This window comes from Achromobacter sp. DH1f, from assembly GCF_000633435.1.
In the GTDB taxonomy this organism is placed as follows: Bacteria; Pseudomonadota; Gammaproteobacteria; order Burkholderiales; family Burkholderiaceae_B; genus Achromobacter; species Achromobacter deleyi.
The window spans coordinates 1-18,380 of sequence record NZ_AYMF01000004.1 but is presented as its reverse complement, the minus strand read 5'-3'; the positions used below and the strand labels follow the sequence as shown (position 1 = coordinate 18,380).

General features: G+C 67.5%; 18 protein-coding genes. 14 read left to right on the top strand and 4 right to left on the bottom strand.

Translation table 11 applies throughout. The features are described from left to right. The first annotated feature begins 213 nt into the window (after positions 1 to 213). The 10 genes from U858_RS0102535 (at position 214) to U858_RS0102490 (ending at position 10,300) form a co-directional block, all read left to right on the top strand. Positions 214 to 672 carry an HU family DNA-binding protein gene (locus U858_RS0102535; RefSeq protein ID WP_025135623.1) on the top strand — a complete coding sequence of 153 codons (459 nt, stop codon included), beginning with the start codon at positions 214 to 216 and terminating at the stop codon, positions 670 to 672. 200 nt (positions 673 to 872) lie between these two features. Next, the gene (locus U858_RS0102530) at positions 873 to 1,385 is read left to right on the top strand and encodes a MarR family winged helix-turn-helix transcriptional regulator (RefSeq protein ID WP_025135622.1); all 513 of its coding nucleotides are present in this window, start codon (positions 873 to 875) and stop codon (positions 1,383 to 1,385) included. Positions 1,386 to 1,443: 58 nt separating this feature from the next. Next, the gene (locus tag U858_RS0102525) at positions 1,444 to 2,664 is read left to right on the top strand and encodes an MFS transporter (protein ID WP_025135621.1); all 1,221 of its coding nucleotides are present in this window, start codon (positions 1,444 to 1,446) and stop codon (positions 2,662 to 2,664) included. Positions 2,665 to 2,750: 86 nt separating this feature from the next. After that, complete coding sequence (leuS, locus tag U858_RS0102520; RefSeq protein WP_025135620.1) at positions 2,751 to 5,408, top strand: leucine--tRNA ligase; 2,658 nt, start codon at positions 2,751 to 2,753, stop codon at positions 5,406 to 5,408. 11 nt (positions 5,409 to 5,419) lie between these two features. Then, complete coding sequence (gene lptE / locus U858_RS0102515) at positions 5,420 to 6,082, top strand: LPS assembly lipoprotein LptE (RefSeq protein ID WP_025135619.1); 663 nt, start codon at positions 5,420 to 5,422, stop codon at positions 6,080 to 6,082. Positions 6,083 to 6,085: 3 nt separating this feature from the next. Next, a complete protein-coding gene (gene holA / locus U858_RS0102510; protein WP_025135618.1) occupies positions 6,086 to 7,144 on the top strand; it encodes a DNA polymerase III subunit delta in 1,059 nt (352 codons plus the stop codon). 92 nt (positions 7,145 to 7,236) lie between these two features. Next, positions 7,237 to 8,517 carry a glutamate-5-semialdehyde dehydrogenase gene (locus U858_RS0102505; protein ID WP_025135617.1) on the top strand — a complete coding sequence of 427 codons (1,281 nt, stop codon included), beginning with the start codon at positions 7,237 to 7,239 and terminating at the stop codon, positions 8,515 to 8,517. Positions 8,518 to 8,565: 48 nt separating this feature from the next. Continuing rightward, the gene (locus tag U858_RS0102500; RefSeq protein WP_025135616.1) at positions 8,566 to 8,946 is read left to right on the top strand and encodes a hypothetical protein; all 381 of its coding nucleotides are present in this window, start codon (positions 8,566 to 8,568) and stop codon (positions 8,944 to 8,946) included. Between the two features lie 5 nt (positions 8,947 to 8,951). Then, on the top strand, positions 8,952 to 9,734 hold the full coding sequence (locus U858_RS0102495; protein ID WP_025135615.1) for a 2-keto-4-pentenoate hydratase: 783 nt from the start codon (positions 8,952 to 8,954) through the stop codon (positions 9,732 to 9,734). A gap of 41 nt (positions 9,735 to 9,775) precedes the next feature. Continuing rightward, positions 9,776 to 10,300, top strand: a complete 525-nt coding sequence (locus U858_RS0102490) for a GNAT family N-acetyltransferase (RefSeq protein WP_025135614.1) — start codon at positions 9,776 to 9,778, stop codon at positions 10,298 to 10,300. Positions 10,301 to 10,382: 82 nt separating this feature from the next. Here U858_RS0102490 and U858_RS0102485 read toward each other — a convergent pair whose 3' ends face one another. Together U858_RS0102485 and U858_RS0102480 are read right to left on the bottom strand one after the other, a co-directional pair. Further along, on the bottom strand, positions 10,383 to 11,786 hold the full coding sequence (locus U858_RS0102485; RefSeq protein WP_025135613.1) for an amidase family protein: 1,404 nt from the start codon (positions 11,784 to 11,786) through the stop codon (positions 10,383 to 10,385). A 141-nt stretch (positions 11,787 to 11,927) separates the two neighbouring features. Next, complete coding sequence (locus tag U858_RS0102480) at positions 11,928 to 12,794, bottom strand: LysR family transcriptional regulator (protein WP_025135612.1); 867 nt, start codon at positions 12,792 to 12,794, stop codon at positions 11,928 to 11,930. 213 nt (positions 12,795 to 13,007) lie between these two features. Between U858_RS0102480 and U858_RS0102475 the strand changes: the two genes are divergently transcribed. Continuing rightward, positions 13,008 to 14,420: an MFS transporter gene (locus U858_RS0102475; protein WP_025135611.1), complete on the top strand. Its 1,413-nt coding sequence runs from the start codon at positions 13,008 to 13,010 to the stop codon at positions 14,418 to 14,420. Between the two features lie 69 nt (positions 14,421 to 14,489). Here the strand turns inward: U858_RS0102475 and U858_RS0102470 are convergent, their stop codons facing one another. Beyond that, on the bottom strand, positions 14,490 to 15,140 hold the full coding sequence (locus tag U858_RS0102470; protein ID WP_025135610.1) for a hypothetical protein: 651 nt from the start codon (positions 15,138 to 15,140) through the stop codon (positions 14,490 to 14,492). Positions 15,141 to 15,252: 112 nt separating this feature from the next. Here U858_RS0102470 and U858_RS0102465 point away from each other — a divergent pair, with 112 nt between their 5' ends. The 3 genes from U858_RS0102465 to U858_RS0102455 all read left to right on the top strand — a co-directional run bounded on the left by U858_RS0102465 (position 15,253) and on the right by U858_RS0102455 (position 17,135). Next, on the top strand, positions 15,253 to 16,197 hold the full coding sequence (locus U858_RS0102465; RefSeq protein WP_025135609.1) for a 3-hydroxyacyl-CoA dehydrogenase NAD-binding domain-containing protein: 945 nt from the start codon (positions 15,253 to 15,255) through the stop codon (positions 16,195 to 16,197). A gap of 269 nt (positions 16,198 to 16,466) precedes the next feature. Then, a complete protein-coding gene (locus U858_RS0102460; protein ID WP_025135608.1) occupies positions 16,467 to 16,739 on the top strand; it encodes a GNAT family N-acetyltransferase in 273 nt (90 codons plus the stop codon). Between the two features lie 6 nt (positions 16,740 to 16,745). After that, positions 16,746 to 17,135, top strand: a complete 390-nt coding sequence (locus U858_RS0102455; protein WP_025135607.1) for a YchJ family protein — start codon at positions 16,746 to 16,748, stop codon at positions 17,133 to 17,135. Positions 17,136 to 17,286: 151 nt separating this feature from the next. On the opposite strand, the gene U858_RS0102450 is transcribed toward U858_RS0102455, so the two are convergent. Continuing rightward, entirely contained in the window at positions 17,287 to 18,171 is an 885-nt protein-coding gene (locus U858_RS0102450; protein WP_025135606.1) for a LysR substrate-binding domain-containing protein, read from the bottom strand. Between the last annotated feature and the right edge of the window lie 209 nt (positions 18,172 to 18,380).

Below are 18,380 nucleotides of genomic sequence, written 5' to 3'. Positions count from 1 at the left end.
GCGCGGCATTGAAAAAATCGCTGTGATTGTCACGACATTTTGCGCGAGCCCTTGCAGAAAGGGTTTTTCTGCGTGGAAAACAACAAACATTGATCGAAAGGCCTGTAGAAAGGCGCAAAAACCGCCGAGGTTCCGCTATCATCGGGCGCGTAGCGTCAAACGCCGATATTCGGCGCGCGCTGCCCCAATGTCCTCAACATACGGATTTTGACCATGGCCACGAAAGCAAAAGCTCCTGCCAAGAAAGTCACCAAGCCCGCCGTCAAGGCGCCCGCAAAGAAGGCTACCGCCGCCAAACCCGCAGTGAAGCCGGCAGCCAAGAAGGTCGTTGCCGCCAAGAAGGTCGCTGCCGCCCCCAAGGCTATCAAGGCTGCTCTGAACAAGACCCAGCTGATCGCCTACATCGTCGAGCAGTCCGGCGTTGAAGCCAAGTCGGTCAAGGCCGTCCTGGCCAGCCTGGAAACCTCGGTGCTGAGCTCCGTGGACAAGAAGGGCGCTGGCGAATTCACGCTGCCCGGCCTGTTCAAGGTTGCCGTGCAGAAGGTTCCCGCCAAGGCCAAGCGCTTCGGCAAGGATCCGTTCACCGGTGAAGAGCGCTGGTTCCCCGCCAAGCCGGCTTCGGTCAAGGTGAAGGTTCGCCCGCTCAAGAAGCTGAAGGACGCCGCGCAGTAATTCTCGCGCGAGTATCCGGTCAAGCCGGAAAGGGCCTGCTCCGCAAGGGGCGGGCCCTTTCTTTTTTTGCGCGGCCAGATCGCTGCCCCTGACGCCGCGCGCCGTCCGGGCGCTGTCGCCGTCCCCCCCTCGCTTTGCATGACCCGGAGCCAAGCTGCTAGAATTTATCTTTACGTTAAGAAACTTCACATCAAACCATCATGAACGATCTGGTCGATCTGGTGCTGTCGCAATGGGGCCAGGAATGCCCCAACCTGGACACCGCCCCCATGAGCGTCGTCAGCCGCGTGTTCCGTTTCAACGCCTTCGCGGTGCGCGACGTGAACCGAGCCTTCAAGCGCTACAACCTGCACCAGGGCGAATTCGACGTGCTGGCCACGCTGTACCGCACCGGCGCGCCCCACGCGATGAATCCGCAAAAGCTGGTGGACGCGCTGCTCCTGACCTCCGGCGCCATGACCAACCGCCTGGACCGCCTGGAACAGGCCGGCCTCCTGGCGCGCACGCCCAACCCCGAAGACCGCCGCGGCGTCATCGTGGCGCTCACCGCCGAAGGCCTGCGGGTCATCAAGCTGGTGCTCAAGGACTACCTGCGCGAACTCGACACCCTGCTCGCGCCGCTGACCGCCGCCGAACGCCGCCAGATGGCCGGCCTGCTGAAAAAACTGCTGATCCCGCACGACCAGGAAACCCCTGGCGGCGTCGGCGCCTGAACCGGCGCTTTTCCACCGGGCCCCGCTTGCCCGGATCTTCATCCACGCATTACTTCGCATGAACTCCGCCTCCCGCACCGCTCAGCCCGCCACACTCACCGCGCCCGTCATCCTGCTGATGTCGGTCGCCACCGGCCTGGCCGTCGCCAGCAACTATTACGCGCAGCCGCTGCTGCACACCATCAGCCAGCAGTTTTCGCTGTCCACCGCCGCCGCCGGCAGCATCGTCATGACCGCGCAGCTCAGCTACGCGGTCGGCCTGCTCTTGCTGGTGCCCCTGGGCGACATGTTCGAGCGGCGCAGCCTGATCGTGCTGATGAGCTTCCTGTCGGCCGGCGGGCTGCTGGTGTCCGCCTTCGCCCCGGACATCCTGACGCTGATGCTGGGCACCGCCATCACCGGCATGCTGTCGGTGGTGGCGCAGATCCTGGTGCCGTTCGCGGCCACGCTGGCCGCGCCGCACGAGCGCGGCAAGGCCGTGGGCACCGTCATGAGCGGGCTGCTGCTGGGCATCCTGCTGGCCCGCACGGTGGCCGGCGCGCTGGCCGACCTGGGCAGCTGGCGCACCGTCTACTGGGTGGCCGCCATCCTGATGCTGGGCATGTCCTGCGCGCTCTGGAAGGTGCTGCCGCGCCACCAGGCCCAGGCCGGCATGAGCTACCCGCAGCTGCTGGGCTCGATCTTTCGCATGTACGCCGAAGAACCTCTGTTTCGCGGCCGTTCGCTGCTGGGCTTTCTGCTGTTTGCCGCCTTCAGCATGCTCTGGACGCCCCTGACCTTCCTGCTGTCCAGCCCGCCCTACCAGTTCAACAACACTACGATCGGGCTGTTCGGCCTGGCCGGCGCTGCCGGCGCCTATGCCGCCAACCGCTTCGGCCGGCTGGCCGACCGCGGCCTGGGCAACCAGGCCACCCGGGTCGGCCTGCTGCTCCTCTTGGCCTCCTGGGGCCTGATGGCCTTCGGCCAGGCCTCGGTGATCGCCCTGCTGGCCGGCATCCTGATCCAGGACCTGGCGATCCAGGGCGTTCACGTCACCAACACCAGTTCCCTGTACCGCCTGCGCCCCGAAGCCCGCAGCCGCCTGACGGCCGGCTACATGACCAGCTATTTCATCGGCGGGGCCACCGGATCGCTGGTATCGTCCTGGCTGTACTCCCATTTTGGCTGGCCCGGCGTGGTCACCGCGGGCGCCGTTCTCGGGGCCATCACCCTGGCGTATGGCATGCTGGCGGCCAGTGCCCGCATCCCGGAAACGGCCCCGTCCCCTATCCGCGCCTAGCACCTCCTATAATCAGGGGTTTTGACCGCCCCCGCGCCCCGTGCGCGAAGGCGGCTCACCCTTTTTTCGCCATCGCGCACGAGCCCATGCAGGAACGTTACCTCCCCACTACCGTCGAAGCGGCCGCCCACCAAGACTGGCAGGCCCGCGACGCCTATCTGGTCCAAGAACACGCAAAGAACCCGGACGGCTCCGAGAAGCCGAAGTTCTACGCCTGCTCGATGCTGCCCTACCCCAGCGGCAAGCTGCATATGGGCCACGTGCGCAACTACACCATCAACGACATGATGGCCCGCCAGTTGCGCATGCGGGGCTACAACGTCCTGATGCCGATGGGCTGGGACGCCTTCGGCATGCCGGCCGAGAACGCCGCCATCAAGTCCAAGGTGCCGCCCGCCAAGTGGACTTACGACAACATCGCTTATATGAAGAAGCAGATGAAGTCGATGGGCCTGGCGATCGACTGGTCGCGCGAAATGTGCGCCTGCGACCCCGAATACTACAAATGGAACCAGTGGCTGTTCCTGAAGATGCTCGAAAAGGGCGTCGCCTACCGCAAGACCCAGGTCGTCAACTGGGACCCGGTCGACCAGACCGTGCTGGCCAACGAACAGGTCATCGACGGCCGCGGCTGGCGCTCGGGCGCGCCGGTTGAAAAGCGCGAGATCCCCGGTTACTACCTGCGCATCACCGACTACGCCGACGAACTGCTCGGCGCCGTCCAGAACGACCTGCCCGGCTGGCCCGAGCGCGTGCGCCTGATGCAGGAAAACTGGATCGGCAAGTCCGAAGGCCTGCGCTTTGCCTTCCCGCACCAGATCGCCGGCCAGGACGGCCAGCTGATCCAGGACGGCAAGCTGTACGTCTTCACCACCCGCGCCGACACCATCATGGGCGTGACCTTCTGCGCCGTGGCGCCCGAACACCCCCTGGCCACGCACGCCGCGCAGTCCAACCCGGCCCTGGCCGCCTTCATCGAGCAATGCAAGCTGGGCGGCACCACCGAAGCCGAGCTGGCCACGCGCGAAAAAGAAGGCATGCCCACCGGCCTGACCGTGACCCACCCGGTCACCGGCGACGCGATCGAAGTCTGGGTCGGCAACTACGTGCTGATCACCTACGGCGACGGCGCCGTCATGGGTGTGCCCGCCCACGACGAACGCGACTTCGCCTTCGCCAAGAAATACAACCTGCCGATCCGCCAGGTCGTGGACGTGGCCGGCAAGGCCTATTCCACCGATGGCTGGCAGGAATGGTACGGCGACAAACAAGCCGGCCGCACGATAAATTCCGGCAAGTACGACAGCCTGTCGCACAAAGAAGCCGTGGACGCCATCGCCGTCGACCTGGGCGCGCAAGGCCTGGGCGAAAAGCAGACCACCTGGCGCCTGCGCGACTGGGGCATCTCGCGCCAGCGCTACTGGGGCACCCCGATCCCCATCATCCACTGCGCCGATTGCGGCCCCGTGCCGGTCCCTGAAAAAGACCTGCCGGTCGTGCTGCCCGACGACCTGATCCCCGATGGCAGCGGCAACCCGCTGACCAAGAACGAAGCCTTCCTGTCCTGCGCCTGCCCCAGCTGCGGCAAACCCGCGCGGCGCGAAACGGACACGATGGACACCTTCGTGGACTCGTCCTGGTACTTCATGCGCTACACGTCGCCGGGCAACAACACCGCCATGGTCGATGCGCGCAACGACTACTGGATGCCGATGGATCAGTACATCGGCGGCATCGAGCACGCGGTCCTGCACCTGCTGTACGCCCGCTTCTGGACCAAGGTCATGCGCGACATGGGCCTGCTCAATTTCGACGAGCCCTTCACCAAGCTGCTGTGCCAGGGCATGGTGCTGAACCACATCTACTCGCGCAAGAACGCCCAGGGCGGCATCGAATACTTCTGGCCCGAAGAAGTCGAAAACGTCTATGACGCCCGCGGCGCCATCACCGGCGCCAAGCTCAAGTCCGACGGTTCCGACATCACCTATGGCGGCGTGGGCACCATGTCCAAGTCCAAGAACAACGGCGTCGATCCGCAATCGCTGATCGACACGCTGGGCGCGGACACCGCACGCCTGTTCGTCATGTTCGCCAGCCCGCCCGAGCAGACGCTCGAGTGGTCCGATTCCGGCGTCGAAGGCTCGAACCGCTTCCTGCGCCGCCTGTGGTCCATCAGCTACGCGCAGCGCGACACGGTCGCCCGCGGCCTGGCGGCCGGCGCCAACTGGGCCGACGCGCCCGCCCCCGTGAAGGATCTGCGCCGCGAGGTCTACAACCTGCTCAAGCAGGCCGACTACGACTACCAGCGCATCCAGTACAACACCGTCGTGTCGGCGTGCATGAAGATGCTGAACGCCATCGACGATGCCAAGCTGCCCGAAGGCGCCCACGCCGACGCCGCCTACACGGAAACGCTGGGCGTGCTGCTGCGCGTGCTGTACCCGGTGGTGCCGCACATCACCTGGCACCTGTGGCAAGACCTGGGCTACGCCAAAGAGCTGGGCGACCTGCTCGATGCGCCGTGGCCGCACGTCGACGAAGCCGCGCTGGTGGCGGACGAAATCGAACTGATGCTGCAGGTCAACGGCAAGCTGCGCGGCTCGATCCGCGTGGCCGCCAAGGCCGCCAAGGAAGAGATCGAACAGCTCGCCGCCGCCCAGGAAGAAGTCGCCCGCTACCTGGAAGGCCGCCCGCCCAAGCGGGTTATCGTGGTCCCGGGCAAACTGGTCAACGTCGTAGGCTGATGAGGTCAAGCATGTACTTCGCCGGGCAACAAACGCACTCCCCCCGCCAATCCTGGCTGCTGCGCGGCGCCTGCCTGGCGCTGTTCATGCTGCTGACGGCCTGCGGCTTCACGCTGCGGGGCGTTACGCCTCTGCCGTTCGATACGCTGTACATCGGCATTCCCGACAACACCCTGTTTGGCGCCGACGTGCGCCGCGCCCTGCGCGCGGCCTCGCCCAACACCAAGCTGGTCTCCTCGCCCAAGGAAGCGCAGGCCATCCTGCAGCAGGTCGCCAACGACCGCACGCTGCGCGAGGTGTCGCTCAATGCCCAGGGCCGTGTCGAGGAATACGAACTCGGCATCAACTACACCTTCCGCCTGATCGACGACAAGGGCCGCGCCCTGATCCCGGACACCACGCTGTCGATCTTCCGCGAAATGCCCTACGACGACCAGATCGTCCAGGCCAAGCAGGGCCAGATCGAAACCCTGTACAACTCCATGCAACGCGATCTCGTGGCGCGCCTGCTGCGCCGCATGACCGCCCCCGAAGTGCGCAAGGCGTTCGAAACCCGCGAACAGCGCGGCGAAGACGGCGAAATTCCGCTGTACGACCCGACCGCCCCGGCACAACGCGCCACGCCGGCCCCGTGGCAGACGCCGTCCACCACCGATCCGGCCAACCTGCGCTGACCGATGGCACAACCCCTGGACGCGGATCGGCTGGCTGATCACCTGCAGCGGGCGGGCAACCGCCTGGCCCCGCTGTACACGGTGTCCGGCGACGAGCCGCTCCTGGTCACCGAAACCGTCGACGCCCTGCGCGCCGCCGGCCGCAACGCCGGCTACACCGACCGCCTGTCGATGGTGATGGACGCGCGCAGCGACTGGAGCTCGGTCACTGCCGCCACGCAAAGCGTGTCCCTGTTCGGCGACCGCCGCATCCTGGAAATCAAGATCCCCACCGGCAAGCCCGGCAAGACGGGCGCCGACACGCTGGCCCGCCTGGCCGAACAGGCCGAGAAACAGGCGGACAACCCCGATACGCTCGTCCTCATCGCCCTGCCGCGCCTGGACAAGGCCACCCGCGAAAGCCGCTGGGTCCAGGCCCTGGGCCGCGGCGGCATGATGGTCGACATCGCCAACATCGAACGCACCCGCCTGCCCGCCTGGGTCGGCATGCGCCTGGCCCGCCAGAACCAGCGGGCCGACAACGCCACCCTGCAATGGATGGCCGACAAGGTCGAAGGCAACCTGCTGGCCGCCCACCAGGAAATCCAGAAGCTCGGCCTGCTCTACCCGGAAGGCCAACTGGCCGCCGAAGACGTCGAACGCGCGGTGCTCAACGTCGCACGCTATGACGTATTCGGCCTGCGCGACGCCATGCTCGCGGGCGACGTCGCCCGCACCATCCGCATGATCGACGGCCTGCGCGCCGAAGGCGAAGCCCTGCCGCTGGTGCTGTGGGCGGTGGGTGAAGAAATCCGCCTCTTGGCGCGCGTCGCCGAAGCCCGCAGCCTGGGCCAGGATGCCAATGGCCTGATGCGCCGCCTGCGCATTTTCGGCGCCCACGAACGGCTGGCGCTGCAAGCGCTGGGGCGGGTGCACCCCGCCGTCTGGCCTGCCGCGGTGCAACATGCCCACGAAGTCGATCGCCTCATCAAGGGGCTGTCCGTGCCCGGGCGACTATCCGACCCCTGGGAAGAAATGACCCGCCTGGCCCTGCGCGTGGCCGCTGCCGGCGGCCGACCGTGAAGGCGGCCTAGCCGCCCCACCCGTCCCATCCGGCCGCCCGGCCGGATAAACTATCCCTATTCCGCTGGCGGTCTCCCTACCGCCCCAACACTATGAACGACGCCGTCATGTCCTCGTCTTCCATCGAACAAGCCATGCTGACCCTGGGCGAGAACGCACGCCGGGCCTCGCGCGCCATGATGCGCGCCAACAGCGCCGCCAAGAACCAGGCCTTGCTGGCCATGGCCGATGCCCTGGCCGCCAACCAGGACGAGCTGCTGGCTGCCAACGCCAAGGATGTCGCCGCCGCGCGCGCCAACGGCCTGGAAGCCGCCTTGCTCGACCGCCTGACCCTGTCGGAAAAGACCTTGGCGCACATGGCCGAGGGCCTGCGCCAGATCGCCGCCCTGCCTGACCCCATCGGCAGCGTCACCGCCACCACCGTCCGCCCGAACGGCATGCGCGTGGCCCAGATGCGCGTGCCGCTGGGCGTGATCGGCATCATCTACGAGTCCCGCCCCAACGTCACCATCGACGCCGCGGCGCTGTGCCTGAAATCGGGCAACGCCGCCATCCTGCGCGGCGGCAGCGAAGCCCTGCATTCCAACGTGGCCCTGGGCCGCATCGTGCAGCTGGGCCTGGCCGCCGCCGGCCTGCCGCAAGATGCCGTGCAGGTCGTCGCCACGGCCGACCGCGCCGCGGTGGGCAAGCTCATCACCATGACCGAACACATCGACGTCATCGTGCCGCGCGGCGGCAAGGGCCTGATCGCCCGGCTGGCGCAGGAAGCCCGCGTGCCGCTCATCAAGCATCTGGACGGCAACTGCCACATCTACATCGACGCGGCCGCCGACCCCGACAAGGCCCACGCCATCGCCTTCAATGCCAAGACCTATCGGTACGGCATCTGCGGCGCGATGGAAACGTTGCTGGTCGACGCGGTCGCCGCGGTGTCGATCCTGCCGCGCCTGGCGGCGGCCCTGACCGAACACGGCGTCGAACTGCGCGGCTGCCCGCGCACGCTGGCGCTGCTGCCCCACGCCACGCCGGCCACCGACGAAGACTGGGGCACCGAATACCTGGGCCCGATCCTGGCGGTGCGCATCGTCGACTCGCTCGATGACGCCATCGAGCACATCGCCCGCTGGGGTTCCGGCCACACCGACGCGATCGTCACCGAAGACCTGTCCTCGGCCCAGCGGTTCCAGCGCGAAGTCGATTCCAGCTCGGTCTACGTCAACCTGCCGACCTGCTTTGCGGACGGCTTCGAATACGGCCTGGGCGCTGAAATCGGCATCTCGACCAACCGCCTGCATGCCCGCGGTCCGGTGGGCCTGGAGGGCCTGACCACCCTCAAGTGGGTACTGACCGGCGAAGGCCAGACCCGCGGCTAACCCTTTTCTTTGACCTTGCGGCGGCGCCGCGCACTTGTCGGAATTTCCATGCATTCACCCGCCATGGCCATGGCCTTCAGCCTTTTCGTGCTGTGCTTCATCACCTGCTCGCTCTGCGGCATCTGGTTGTTCTTCGTCAAAAGCAAAGAGATCAACGCCGCGCTCAAGCATCCCTACCTGCAGCACCGCCCGTTCAAGGCGTATCCGCTGGCCATCCAGGCCGCGATCATGCTGGACTATTTTTTCCGCCTGATGTTTCCGGGCACCCGCTTCTGGCTCATCGGCAACGCCAACGACCTGCTCCCCCATGTGGATCCCAAGAAGACGCCGCTGGCCCTGAAATGGCCCATTGTCGGCTTCTGGGGATCGTGCTGGCTGGGCCTGATCGCCATGATCGTGCTGTGGACCCTGCTCTACCTGGGAGCCTGACCCGCATGCATCTCCAGATCGAAGACTATCCCGGCTGCGCCGACGCCGCGCGCGCCCTGATTGCCGCGCGCGAATCCGGCGTGGCCGGTCCGCGCCTGCCCGTGGCCTGCCGGCCGCAAACGGTGGGCCAGGCCCTTGCCGTGCAGCAATGCACGGCCCAATTGCTGCTGCAAACCCGGCAGGACGCCATCGCCGCCTGGAAAAGCGCGCTGCCCTCGCCCGAAAAAACCGTCGTCGCCCCCATCTACGCCTCGACGGTGGCCCAGGCCGGCGTCATCGCCAGCCGCACGCCGGTCGTGCGCATCGAACCCGAAATCGCGTTCGAACTGGCACGCGACCTGCCTGCCCGCAGCGAGCCCTACAGCCACGCCGAGATCGATGCCGCCATCGGCGGTGCGCGGCTGGCGCTGGAAGTGCTGGGCTGCCGCTACGCCGCCCCCGAACACGCCAGCCTGCCCGAACTGCTGGCCGACCACATGTTCAACGGCGGCCTGGTGCTGGGCCCGCGCCTGGCATCGCCCGATGACGCCCCCGCCGCCATGACGCTCACCCTGTCGGTGGACGGCGCCGAAGTCGAACAGCACGCCGGCATCCACCCCAACGACCATCCCAAGGCAGGGCTGTACTGGCTGGCGAACTTCCTGCGCGAGCAGGGGTTGGGCCTGCTAGCGGGCCAGCATGTCATCACGGGCTCGTATGCGGGGTTCCTGGACGTGCCCGCCAACCGCGACATCGACATCGCCTATGGCGATCTTGGCGTCTTGAGCCTGCGCTTCACGGCTCCCTGATTCTCCCGGCGTTTCACTCGCATCCCGACTTCAGGACTTCCATGCTGACCCTGCGTCCGTTCACCCCGTCCGACTACGCCCTCCTGGCCAGCTGGTTCACGAGCCTGCCCGACGTTGTGCAATGGGGCGGATCACACGTCGCCTACCCGATCACGCCGGCCGACCTGGACATCATGTTGCGGGAAGGTGAAACGCAGCCGCCCTCGCGGCGCTGCTGGATGGTCTGTCGCGACGGCGCCCCCGTGGGCCATGCGCAACTGGCCTACGATTGGCGCGACGGCAACGCCCGCCTGGGCCGCGTCGTCATCGCCCCCGACCAACGCGGCCAGGGGCTGGGCCGCCCCATGGTGACGCTGCTGATCGACGAAGCCTTCCGCACGCCGGGCATCGAGCGCCTGGAACTCAACGTCTACACCTTCAACGAACGCGCCATCCACCTGTACCAGGCCCTGGGTTTCACGTTCGAAGGCGTGCGGCGTTCGTCCACGCAGGCAGGCGACGTGCGCTGGGATACGGGCATGATGGGCCTGCTGCGCGCGGAATGGCGCCAAGCGGCGGCCGCCTGACAACGCCAGAAACGGCAAGGCCCCGGATGCCGGGGCCTGTCAGACAGCGCCGCGGGCGTCGTGCCCGCTACCCATCACACGTTCAGCGCGGCCGCGGTTGCGCGATGTCGACCGGCGGCCCGGCCGCTTCAATCGCTTCGCCTGCCGCCAGGCACAGGTCCTCGCGGTAGCGCCCCGCCACCACCTGCACGCCCACCGGGCTGTCGCCCGCGCTGCCCATGGCCACGGTCAGGCCGGGCAAGCCCATGAACGGCAGGCCGATCTGCGTCATCTGCGCGCGCCACACGCGGTCATAGGCCGCGTCGCCTTGCAGGTCCAGGTTGTCGGCAAACGGCAATTCCGCGGACACCGGCAACAGCAGCACTGGATAATCGGCCAGGAACAGTTCCCAGAGACGCGTCAATGTCGCGCGGCGCGTCAGGATGGCCGAAAACTGCGCCAGGTCCATGCCGGCGGCACGCTCGCGCTGGCCCGCCAACGCCGCAATCGCCCCGGCATCGCCTTCCTTGCGGGCGGCCTCGACCATGCCCGCGTAGCCGTCGGCCATCCACATGCGAATCTGCAGGTCCGCCGCTTCCTGCAACGGCGGCACGGCATCCAGCGTGTCCACCGACCAGCCCGCCTCGCTCAGGCGCCGGGCGGCCTCCTGCAAGGCCTTGACCACGGCGGGTTCGGTCTGCATGCCGTCCGGGTTCAGGCACAACGCCACGCGGCGCGGCACGTCCGGCCCCGTCAGCGGCGCCGGCACCCACCAGGGATCGCGCGGATCGGGCGCCGCCATCGCGGCCAGCCCCAGGCGCACATCGGCAATCGTGCGCCCCAAAGGCCCCGACACCGCGGTGATCTGTCCACCAATGGTGCGTTCGGGCAAGGCCGCGTTGTAGGCCGGCACCCGCCCCAGCGAAGGCCGTAGGCCATGCACGCCGCAGGCATAGGCCGGGTAACGGATCGACCCTGCGATATCCGTGCCATGCGCCAGGTGGCCGATGCCCGCGGCCACCGCCGACGCCGCGCCGCCGGAAGAGCCGCCGGGGGTCAACGCCGGATTGCGCGGGTTCAGAGTGTGGCCATGCAATTGATTGCTGGTGAACCAGCGCAACGAAAAGGCCGGGGTGTTGGTGCGGCCCACGATCACCGCGCCGGCGCGGCGCAGATTGTCCACCACCGGGTTGTTGACGGCAGCGATCAGGTCCTTCTGCAGCGTCACCCCGTTGGTGGTGGCAAAGCCTGCCTGGTCCACATTGACCTTCACCGTCACCGGCACGCCGGCCAGCAGGCCGGGCGCGTCGCCGCGCGCCAGGGCTTCGTCCACCTGGGCGGCTTGAGCCAACGTGTCTTCGGGGCGGTAATCGACCACCGCGTTGATGGCCGGATTCACCGCTTGCAACCGCTCCAGCGCGCTTTGCGCGGCCTGGACCGCGGACACCTCGCGCCGGCGGATACGCGCGGCCAGTTCAACTGCGGACAAACGCCAAAGCTCGGACACACGCAACTCCTTGTTCCAGGTCAGGGAAGACGTTGCGGCGGCACACGGCCGCCGGACGGTCAACCTTAGCGCCTGCCGCGCGCCGCCACAACCCGGGCCGGCCCGGTGCCGCCAATCCGCGGCGGGCCCTGCCGATGTGGCTCATTCGTCTTCGAAGACCTCGATGATCGCGTCCGCCACCGCACGCACCCGCGCCGTGCGGTTCAGGTCGCCATGCATCACCAGCCACAGGTCATAGGGTTCGCTGCGGTTCGGCCAGACGCGAACCAGATTCGGATACTGCGGCGCCATATGCACCGGCAGTTCGCCAATGCCCAGCCCCGCCGCCACCGCCTCGATGATCATCAGGCCGGAATTGAGCTCCATGGCGATATGGCCGTTGCCGGTCGGCTCGCCGCAGAACGTATCGGACCAGCCCGGCAGCACCGACTGCTGGTAGGTCACCAACGTATGGCCCGCGAACGCCGTGCCGGGCTTGGGCTCGCCATGCGTCTTGAGATACGACTTGGATGCGTACAGCCCGACTTCCTTGCGCGCCAGGTGGCGCTGGATCAAGTCCGGGTTGTCCGGCTTGATATTGCGGATCGCCAGGTCTGCCTCGCGCCGCGTCAGGTTGCTCAACTGGATCGACGTCGACAGCGCGATGCGGATGTCCGGATGCTGCGTGTGCAGCCGGCGAATGGCCTCCATGATGAAGTAGCTGGCGACCGTCTCCGACGTCGCCACCCGCACCACGCCCGACAGCCGATGGTCCAGCCCCTGCATCTGCCGCTGCAACTGATCGGCGGCCTGCTCCATGCGCTCGGCCGCCGCAAAGGCCTGCTCGCCAGCCGCCGTCGGCACGTAGCCGCTGGGCGTGCGCAGGAACAAGCGGGCGTCCAGCGAGGTTTCCAGCGCCGCCAACCGTCGGCCGGCGGTGGCCTGGTCGATCTGCAGCAACGCCGCCGCGCCGCGCAGCGTGCCGTTGCGATAGATGGCCAGGAAAATCCGCGCATTGTCCCAATCCATGGGTCAGCTCCTTGAGCCGCCGTCGCGGCGTGTTTCGGGGACGGGATGCCCGCGCAGGCCCGCCAGGCAGGGCGCTGAACGACGAAATCATGACAGCCCCCGGATCGTCGATCGATGCATTTTTGCATCACTATAAAGCAATTATTCCTCTTTTTTGCATCAGCCAAACCTCCTAAGCTGTGCACCTCGGAAAGTCCCCCCGGAATGCCTGCAATGCGCACCGCCTGCCCCACCGCCCCTGTCACTCCCGCCGTCGCGGAGCCCGCCCTGCGGCCCGCCACCACGGGCCTGTTGCCCCTGGTCACCCTGGCCATCGGCTTTGTCATGGCCATGCTGGACGTCACCGTCGTCAACGTCGCCCTGCCCAGCATCGCGCTGCAATTCACCGTGCCGCTCACCGACCTGGTCTGGATCGTCGACGGCTACACCCTGACCTTCGCCGCCCTCTTGCTCGTGGCCGGCGCGCTGGCCGACCGCTACGGCGCCAAGACCATCTACCTGGCCGGCCTGGGCGTCTTCACGCTGGCCTCGCTGCTCTGCGGCATCGCGCCCAACGGCGACCTGCTCATCGCCGCCCGCATGTTGCAAGGCCTGGGCGCGGCGCTGTTCATGCCCAGCTCGCTCAGCCTGCTGACCCATGCCTACGAAGACGAACACGTGCGCAACCGCATGCTGGCCGCCTGGTCGGCCATCGTGGCCGTCGCGGGTGCGGCCGGCCCCCTGCTCGGCGGCGTGCTGATCCACCAGTTCGGCTGGCGCGGCATCTTTCTCATCAACCTGCCGCTGGGCCTCGCCGGCCTGTGGCTGGCCCGGCGCCGCATCCAGGCCGCCCCGCGCCGGCCGCGCGCGCTCAATCCGCTCAGCCATCTGCTGGGCGTCATCGCCTTGTCCTCGCTGTGCTTCGTGCTGATCCAGGGCAACGCCTACGGCTGGTCGTCGACGCCCATCCTGGCCGCCGTCGCCCTGTGCGCCGCGACCGCCGCCCTGCTGGTGCGCCGCGAACGGCGCCACGCCGAACCGATCATCCCGCGCGCCCTGTTCCAGACCTCGCAATTCGCCGCGGCCAACGGCGTCGGCTTCCTGATCAACCTTGCGTCGTACGGCCAGCTGTTCCTGCTGAGCCTGTTCCTGCAACACGCCCGCGGCGCCGACGCCTTGCAGACCGGCATCCAGCTCGTGCCCATGCTGGCCGTGTTCTCAATCGGCAACCTGATCTCGGGCCGCGTGTCCGCGCGCTGGAACGTGTCGGCCTCGCTGCTGGGCGGCATCTCGCTCGCCACCCTCATGAGTGCAGTCGGCCTGGCCGCGTTTTCACCGGACATTGCCTACTGGCCCTTTGCCATCGTGGTCGCCCTGGCCAACCTGGGCGTGGGCATCGCGGTCCCCGCGATGACCAGCGTCGTCATGCAAGTGTCCGGCAAGCACCATGCCAACAGCGCCGCGGCCGCCTTGAATGCCAACCGCCAATCCGGCGCCCTGGTCGGCGTGGCCCTGATGGGTACCGTGCTGCATCTCTTGCCCGACTGGCACGCCAGCCTGCCCGCCGCCTACAGCATCATCGCCGTGGCTTATCTGGTAGCCGCGATGCTGGTCTGGACGCATCTACGCCGCGCCCGCAACGCCTGATCGGCGACAACCACGCGTTGCGCCTGATTGCGTTGCGGCTCGGATCGGCTCTCCGTGCGCGGCCGCGCGTCAGGCGTCCTGCCCAGGCCGACCGCCTTGCGGCAGGATCGCCACGCCCCGGCCCGCGAAAAACGTATCGAACACGTGCAGCGGCACCGTGGCATCCGCCTGCACACCGGGTTCGCCTGACGGATTGTGAAAGGTCACGCCATCCGCCGTGGCGCGCGTCACCAGCACCAGGTGCCCGCCCTTGGCCGGCGGTTCGCGCTCCGGCCAGCGTATCCACGGATGCACCGACGCCATGAAGTACTCGGCCCCCGCCATCAGCGCCGGCAGTTCCGCGGCGCGCACGCCCACCCGCACGTCGGCCTCCAGGCCGAAGTCTTGCGCCACGAAACGCACGAACGGCGCGTAGATCAGCCCCTTGATGTGGCCATCCACGTCCGTATACGCACCATAAGGCAGGCTGCGGCGCGCCAGCTCCAGCGTCGGATGAATATTGCCCGTGCGCGCGGCCAGCACCATCTTCAGGCAGGCCATGCCGCAGACGTGGCTGGCCCAGCGCGCATATTCCTCCACGCTGTTCGCCCCTGAGCCGCGCCACGCGGGGTCTTCCTCCAGGCGCATCGTCTTGCGGATGATCTCGCCCGCCAGATGCGCGGATTCCCACTGGCAAAAGTAAGGCACCGCTGGCTGCCCGCCCGATCGAGAATCGTCCATCACCGCTCCAGTCCATGTCAGGAGCCCCATCTTGCCGCCCGCCGCGCCGCGTGGCAACACCGCCGCGTTTGCTTCACAATGGCCCTTCCCCGACCTGCTTCCGGAGCGCCGCATGACCGACTCGTCCTCTCATCCCGCCATCCGCCGCGTCGCCATCGTCGGCGCGGGCACCATCGGCGCCAGCTGGGCCGCGCTGTTCCTCGCGCACGGCCTGGACGTCGTGGTCAGCGACCCCGCTGCCGACGCCGAATCCCAGACGCGCGCCCGCGTCGCCGCCGCCTGGCCCGTGCTGACCGAACTCGGCCGCGTCTCCCCCGGCGCCAATCCCGACGCGTTGCGCTTCGAACCCGACCTGGCCACCGCCCTGCAAGGCGTCGACTTCGTCCAGGAAAACGCGCCCGAACGCGAAGACTTCAAGACCGACCTGTTCGCCCGCATCGACGCCATCCTGCCGCCTCACGTCATCGTCGCATCCAGCTCATCGGGCCTCATCATGACCCGCCTGCAAGCGCGTTGCCGCCACGCCGGGCGCTTCGTCATCGGCCACCCCTTCAATCCGCCCCACCTCATCCCGCTCGTCGAAGTCGTGGGCGGCGAACAGACCTCGGCCGACACCATCGACCGCTGCATCGCCTTCTACCGCCAGTTGGGCAAGCACCCCATCCGCCTGAACAAGGAAGTGCCCGGCCACATCGCCAACCGCCTGCAGGCCGCCCTGTGGCGCGAGGCCATCCATCTGGCCGCCGACAACGTCGCCAGCGTCGCCGACATCGATGCCGCCGTCTCGCAAGGTCCGGGATTGCGCTGGGCCCTGTTCGGCCCGCACATGACCTTCAACCTGGGCGGCGGTGCCGGCGGCCTGGCGCACTTCATGGACCACCTGCTCGGCCCCGTGCAGACCTGGTGGGACGACCTGGGTAGCCCGGACGTCACCCCCGAATTGCAACGCCGCCTGATCGAAGGCGTCAACGCCGAAGCCGGCTCACGCAGCATCGCCGACCTGGTTCAGACCCGTGACGCGCAACTGACTGCATTGCTCAAGGTCCTGCAGCGCTGAGCGGTCATGCAGGAAGCCCTCGGATCACCGATCTGCTCCAGCACGCCTGAAACGCATCCCGCATTCAGCCGCTGACACCGCAGCGCATCCTGCGGCGGTGATCTGCCATCGCGCTGCTGAATATCCCTTGCGGAATATCCCTTGTTGAATGTCTCTTCAGTTTGCGTGCCGGACCTGGCGTGCCGGCACGCGATCGGAAGCGCGCCACGCCGCTGGTATTCTATGAATCATCCGGCCACGCTGGCCCCTCAAGCACAGGATTCTTCCCCATGATTTCCGTGACCCACGACACCGCGCATTCCCGCTACACGGCCACCGTCGACGGTGTGCTGTGCGTGCTGGATTACCACCTGCAAGACGGCGTGATGACCATCACCCACACGGGCGTTCCCAGCGAAGTCGGCGGCCGCGGCATCGCCGCCGAACTCACCCGCGTCGCGCTCGACAGCGCCCGCGCCCAGGGCTTGAAAGTGCGCCCCAGCTGCTCCTACGCCGCCGTCTACATGCGCCGCCATCCTGAATACAACGACCTGCTGGCCTAGCACCCGATGCTCCATCCCGCCGCCTGCCCCTGTGGCTCCGCAAAATCCTATGCCGCTTGCTGCGGCCGCTGGCACGAAGGCCCGCAAGCCTTGCTGGCCCCGACCGCGCAAGACCTGATGCGTTCGCGCTACAGCGCCTTCGTCCTGGACAAGCTGCCCTATCTGCTGGAGACCTGGCACCCCAGCACCCGTCCGGCCTCGCTCGAACCGAACCCGCCTGGTTTGAAATGGCTGGGACTGACGGTCAAGCAAGCCCGCGATCAGGACGCCGACCACGCCACCGTCGAATTCGTCGCCCGCAGCCGCCTGGCCGGACGCGCCAGCCGCCTGCATGAAGTCAGCCGTTTCGTACGCGAGTCCGGACGCTGGTATTACGTCGATGGCGACCTGAGTTGACGCCGGTCACGAGTACGACGTCGTACAGGGATCCAAGCAGATACCAGGCGCGGATTCCTGGTCAACCAAGATCCAAGCTGATACCACGCACGGCTTCCACGTCGATCACAACCCGAGCTGGCGCCGGGCGTTGACCCGACGCCGACAACGCCTAAGCGGACACCAGCCGCCGCGGCGGCGGCGCCGCATCCGCGCCCACCGCCTCCTTCAATACCGCCACCAAGCTGGCCTGCGCCTCGGACGCGGCCCGCAGATCGCCCACGATCGCCAATTCCGTCGGTGGCGCCTCGGCCAGGCCCTGCTCCACGCCCAGCACCCCGTGTTCGGGCAAACAAGCAAAGGCGGGCAACAACGACACGCCCAACCCTGCCGCCACCGCCGCCTGCACGCCCGCCAGGCTTTGGCTGTGATAGGCCGCGCGCCATGGCCGCCCCGCACTTTCCAGTGCATAGACCATGCGCTTGCGATAGATGCAGCCCTGCGGAAACAACACCAGCGGCACGGCATCCTGCCCCTGCAACAAGCGCTTGTCGCCCACCCACACCAACCGTTCCGGCCAGGCTGCCAGGCTCGCGCCGTCGCCCGGTTCGCGTTTGATCAACGCCAAGTCCAGCTCGCCCGCGGCCAGCCTGGCCTTCAGGTCGGTGCTCATGCCGCTACCCGTCTCCAGGCGTATATCCGGATGGCTGGCGGCAAATCCCGCCAGCAACGTCGTCAGCCGCGACACATCAAAATCTTCCGGCACGCCCAACCGGATGACCTGCGCCCGTCGAGGCGCCGACAACACCAGTTCGGCCTCATCCGCCATCGCCAGCAGCTTGCGCGCATAGGCCAGCATCAGCTCGCCCTCCTCGGTCGCCGCCACCTGGTTGCCGGTACGATCGCGCAGCAGCAGAGTCTTGCCCACCGTCTGCTCCAGCTTGCGCACCTGCTGGCTGACGGTCGATTGCGTACGATGCACCCTGCCGGCGGCCCGCGTAAAGCTGCCCTCATCCACTACGCAGACGAGCGTCCTGAGAAGTTCGAGATCGAGCATGAGGGGGTCCGTAATCCGTCTATGGGGTTGAAGTGCGGAAAGTCTGAGCGCCAGGAGCTGTTCGGACGCGGTCTAGGGCCAGACTCGGTTCGGCCAGGCTCGGCGCTGCTTGGCTCTGCTTGCGCCGGCTCTGCTTGGGTCAGCTCGACTTGGGCCGGTCGGCTTAGGGCGGCTCGGCTTGGGCCGGTTCGGCTTGGGTCAGCTCGGCT

Bases quoted from the DNA above. Each gene is read 5' to 3' on its own strand.
- U858_RS0102495 (WP_025135615.1), top strand. From the start codon at position 8,952: ATGCATCTCCAGATCGAAGACTATCCCGGCTGCGCCGACGCCGCGCGC.
- U858_RS0102455 (WP_025135607.1), top strand. From the start codon at position 16,746: ATGCTCCATCCCGCCGCCTGCCCCTGTGGCTCCGCAAAATCCTATGCC.
- U858_RS0102465 (WP_025135609.1), top strand. From the start codon at position 15,253: ATGACCGACTCGTCCTCTCATCCCGCCATCCGCCGCGTCGCCATCGTC.
- U858_RS0102480 (WP_025135612.1), bottom strand. From the start codon at position 12,794: ATGGATTGGGACAATGCGCGGATTTTCCTGGCCATCTATCGCAACGGC.
- U858_RS0102505 (WP_025135617.1), top strand. From the start codon at position 7,237: ATGAACGACGCCGTCATGTCCTCGTCTTCCATCGAACAAGCCATGCTG.
- U858_RS0102490 (WP_025135614.1), top strand. From the start codon at position 9,776: ATGCTGACCCTGCGTCCGTTCACCCCGTCCGACTACGCCCTCCTGGCC.
- U858_RS0102470 (WP_025135610.1), bottom strand. From the start codon at position 15,140: ATGGACGATTCTCGATCGGGCGGGCAGCCAGCGGTGCCTTACTTTTGC.
- lptE (WP_025135619.1), top strand. From the start codon at position 5,420: ATGTACTTCGCCGGGCAACAAACGCACTCCCCCCGCCAATCCTGGCTG.
- U858_RS0102500 (WP_025135616.1), top strand. From the start codon at position 8,566: ATGCATTCACCCGCCATGGCCATGGCCTTCAGCCTTTTCGTGCTGTGC.
- leuS (WP_025135620.1), top strand. From the start codon at position 2,751: ATGCAGGAACGTTACCTCCCCACTACCGTCGAAGCGGCCGCCCACCAA.
- holA (WP_025135618.1), top strand. From the start codon at position 6,086: ATGGCACAACCCCTGGACGCGGATCGGCTGGCTGATCACCTGCAGCGG.
- U858_RS0102525 (WP_025135621.1), top strand. From the start codon at position 1,444: ATGAACTCCGCCTCCCGCACCGCTCAGCCCGCCACACTCACCGCGCCC.
- U858_RS0102460 (WP_025135608.1), top strand. From the start codon at position 16,467: ATGATTTCCGTGACCCACGACACCGCGCATTCCCGCTACACGGCCACC.
- U858_RS0102475 (WP_025135611.1), top strand. From the start codon at position 13,008: ATGCGCACCGCCTGCCCCACCGCCCCTGTCACTCCCGCCGTCGCGGAG.
- U858_RS0102535 (WP_025135623.1), top strand. From the start codon at position 214: ATGGCCACGAAAGCAAAAGCTCCTGCCAAGAAAGTCACCAAGCCCGCC.
- U858_RS0102450 (WP_025135606.1), bottom strand. From the start codon at position 18,171: ATGCTCGATCTCGAACTTCTCAGGACGCTCGTCTGCGTAGTGGATGAG.
- U858_RS0102530 (WP_025135622.1), top strand. From the start codon at position 873: ATGAACGATCTGGTCGATCTGGTGCTGTCGCAATGGGGCCAGGAATGC.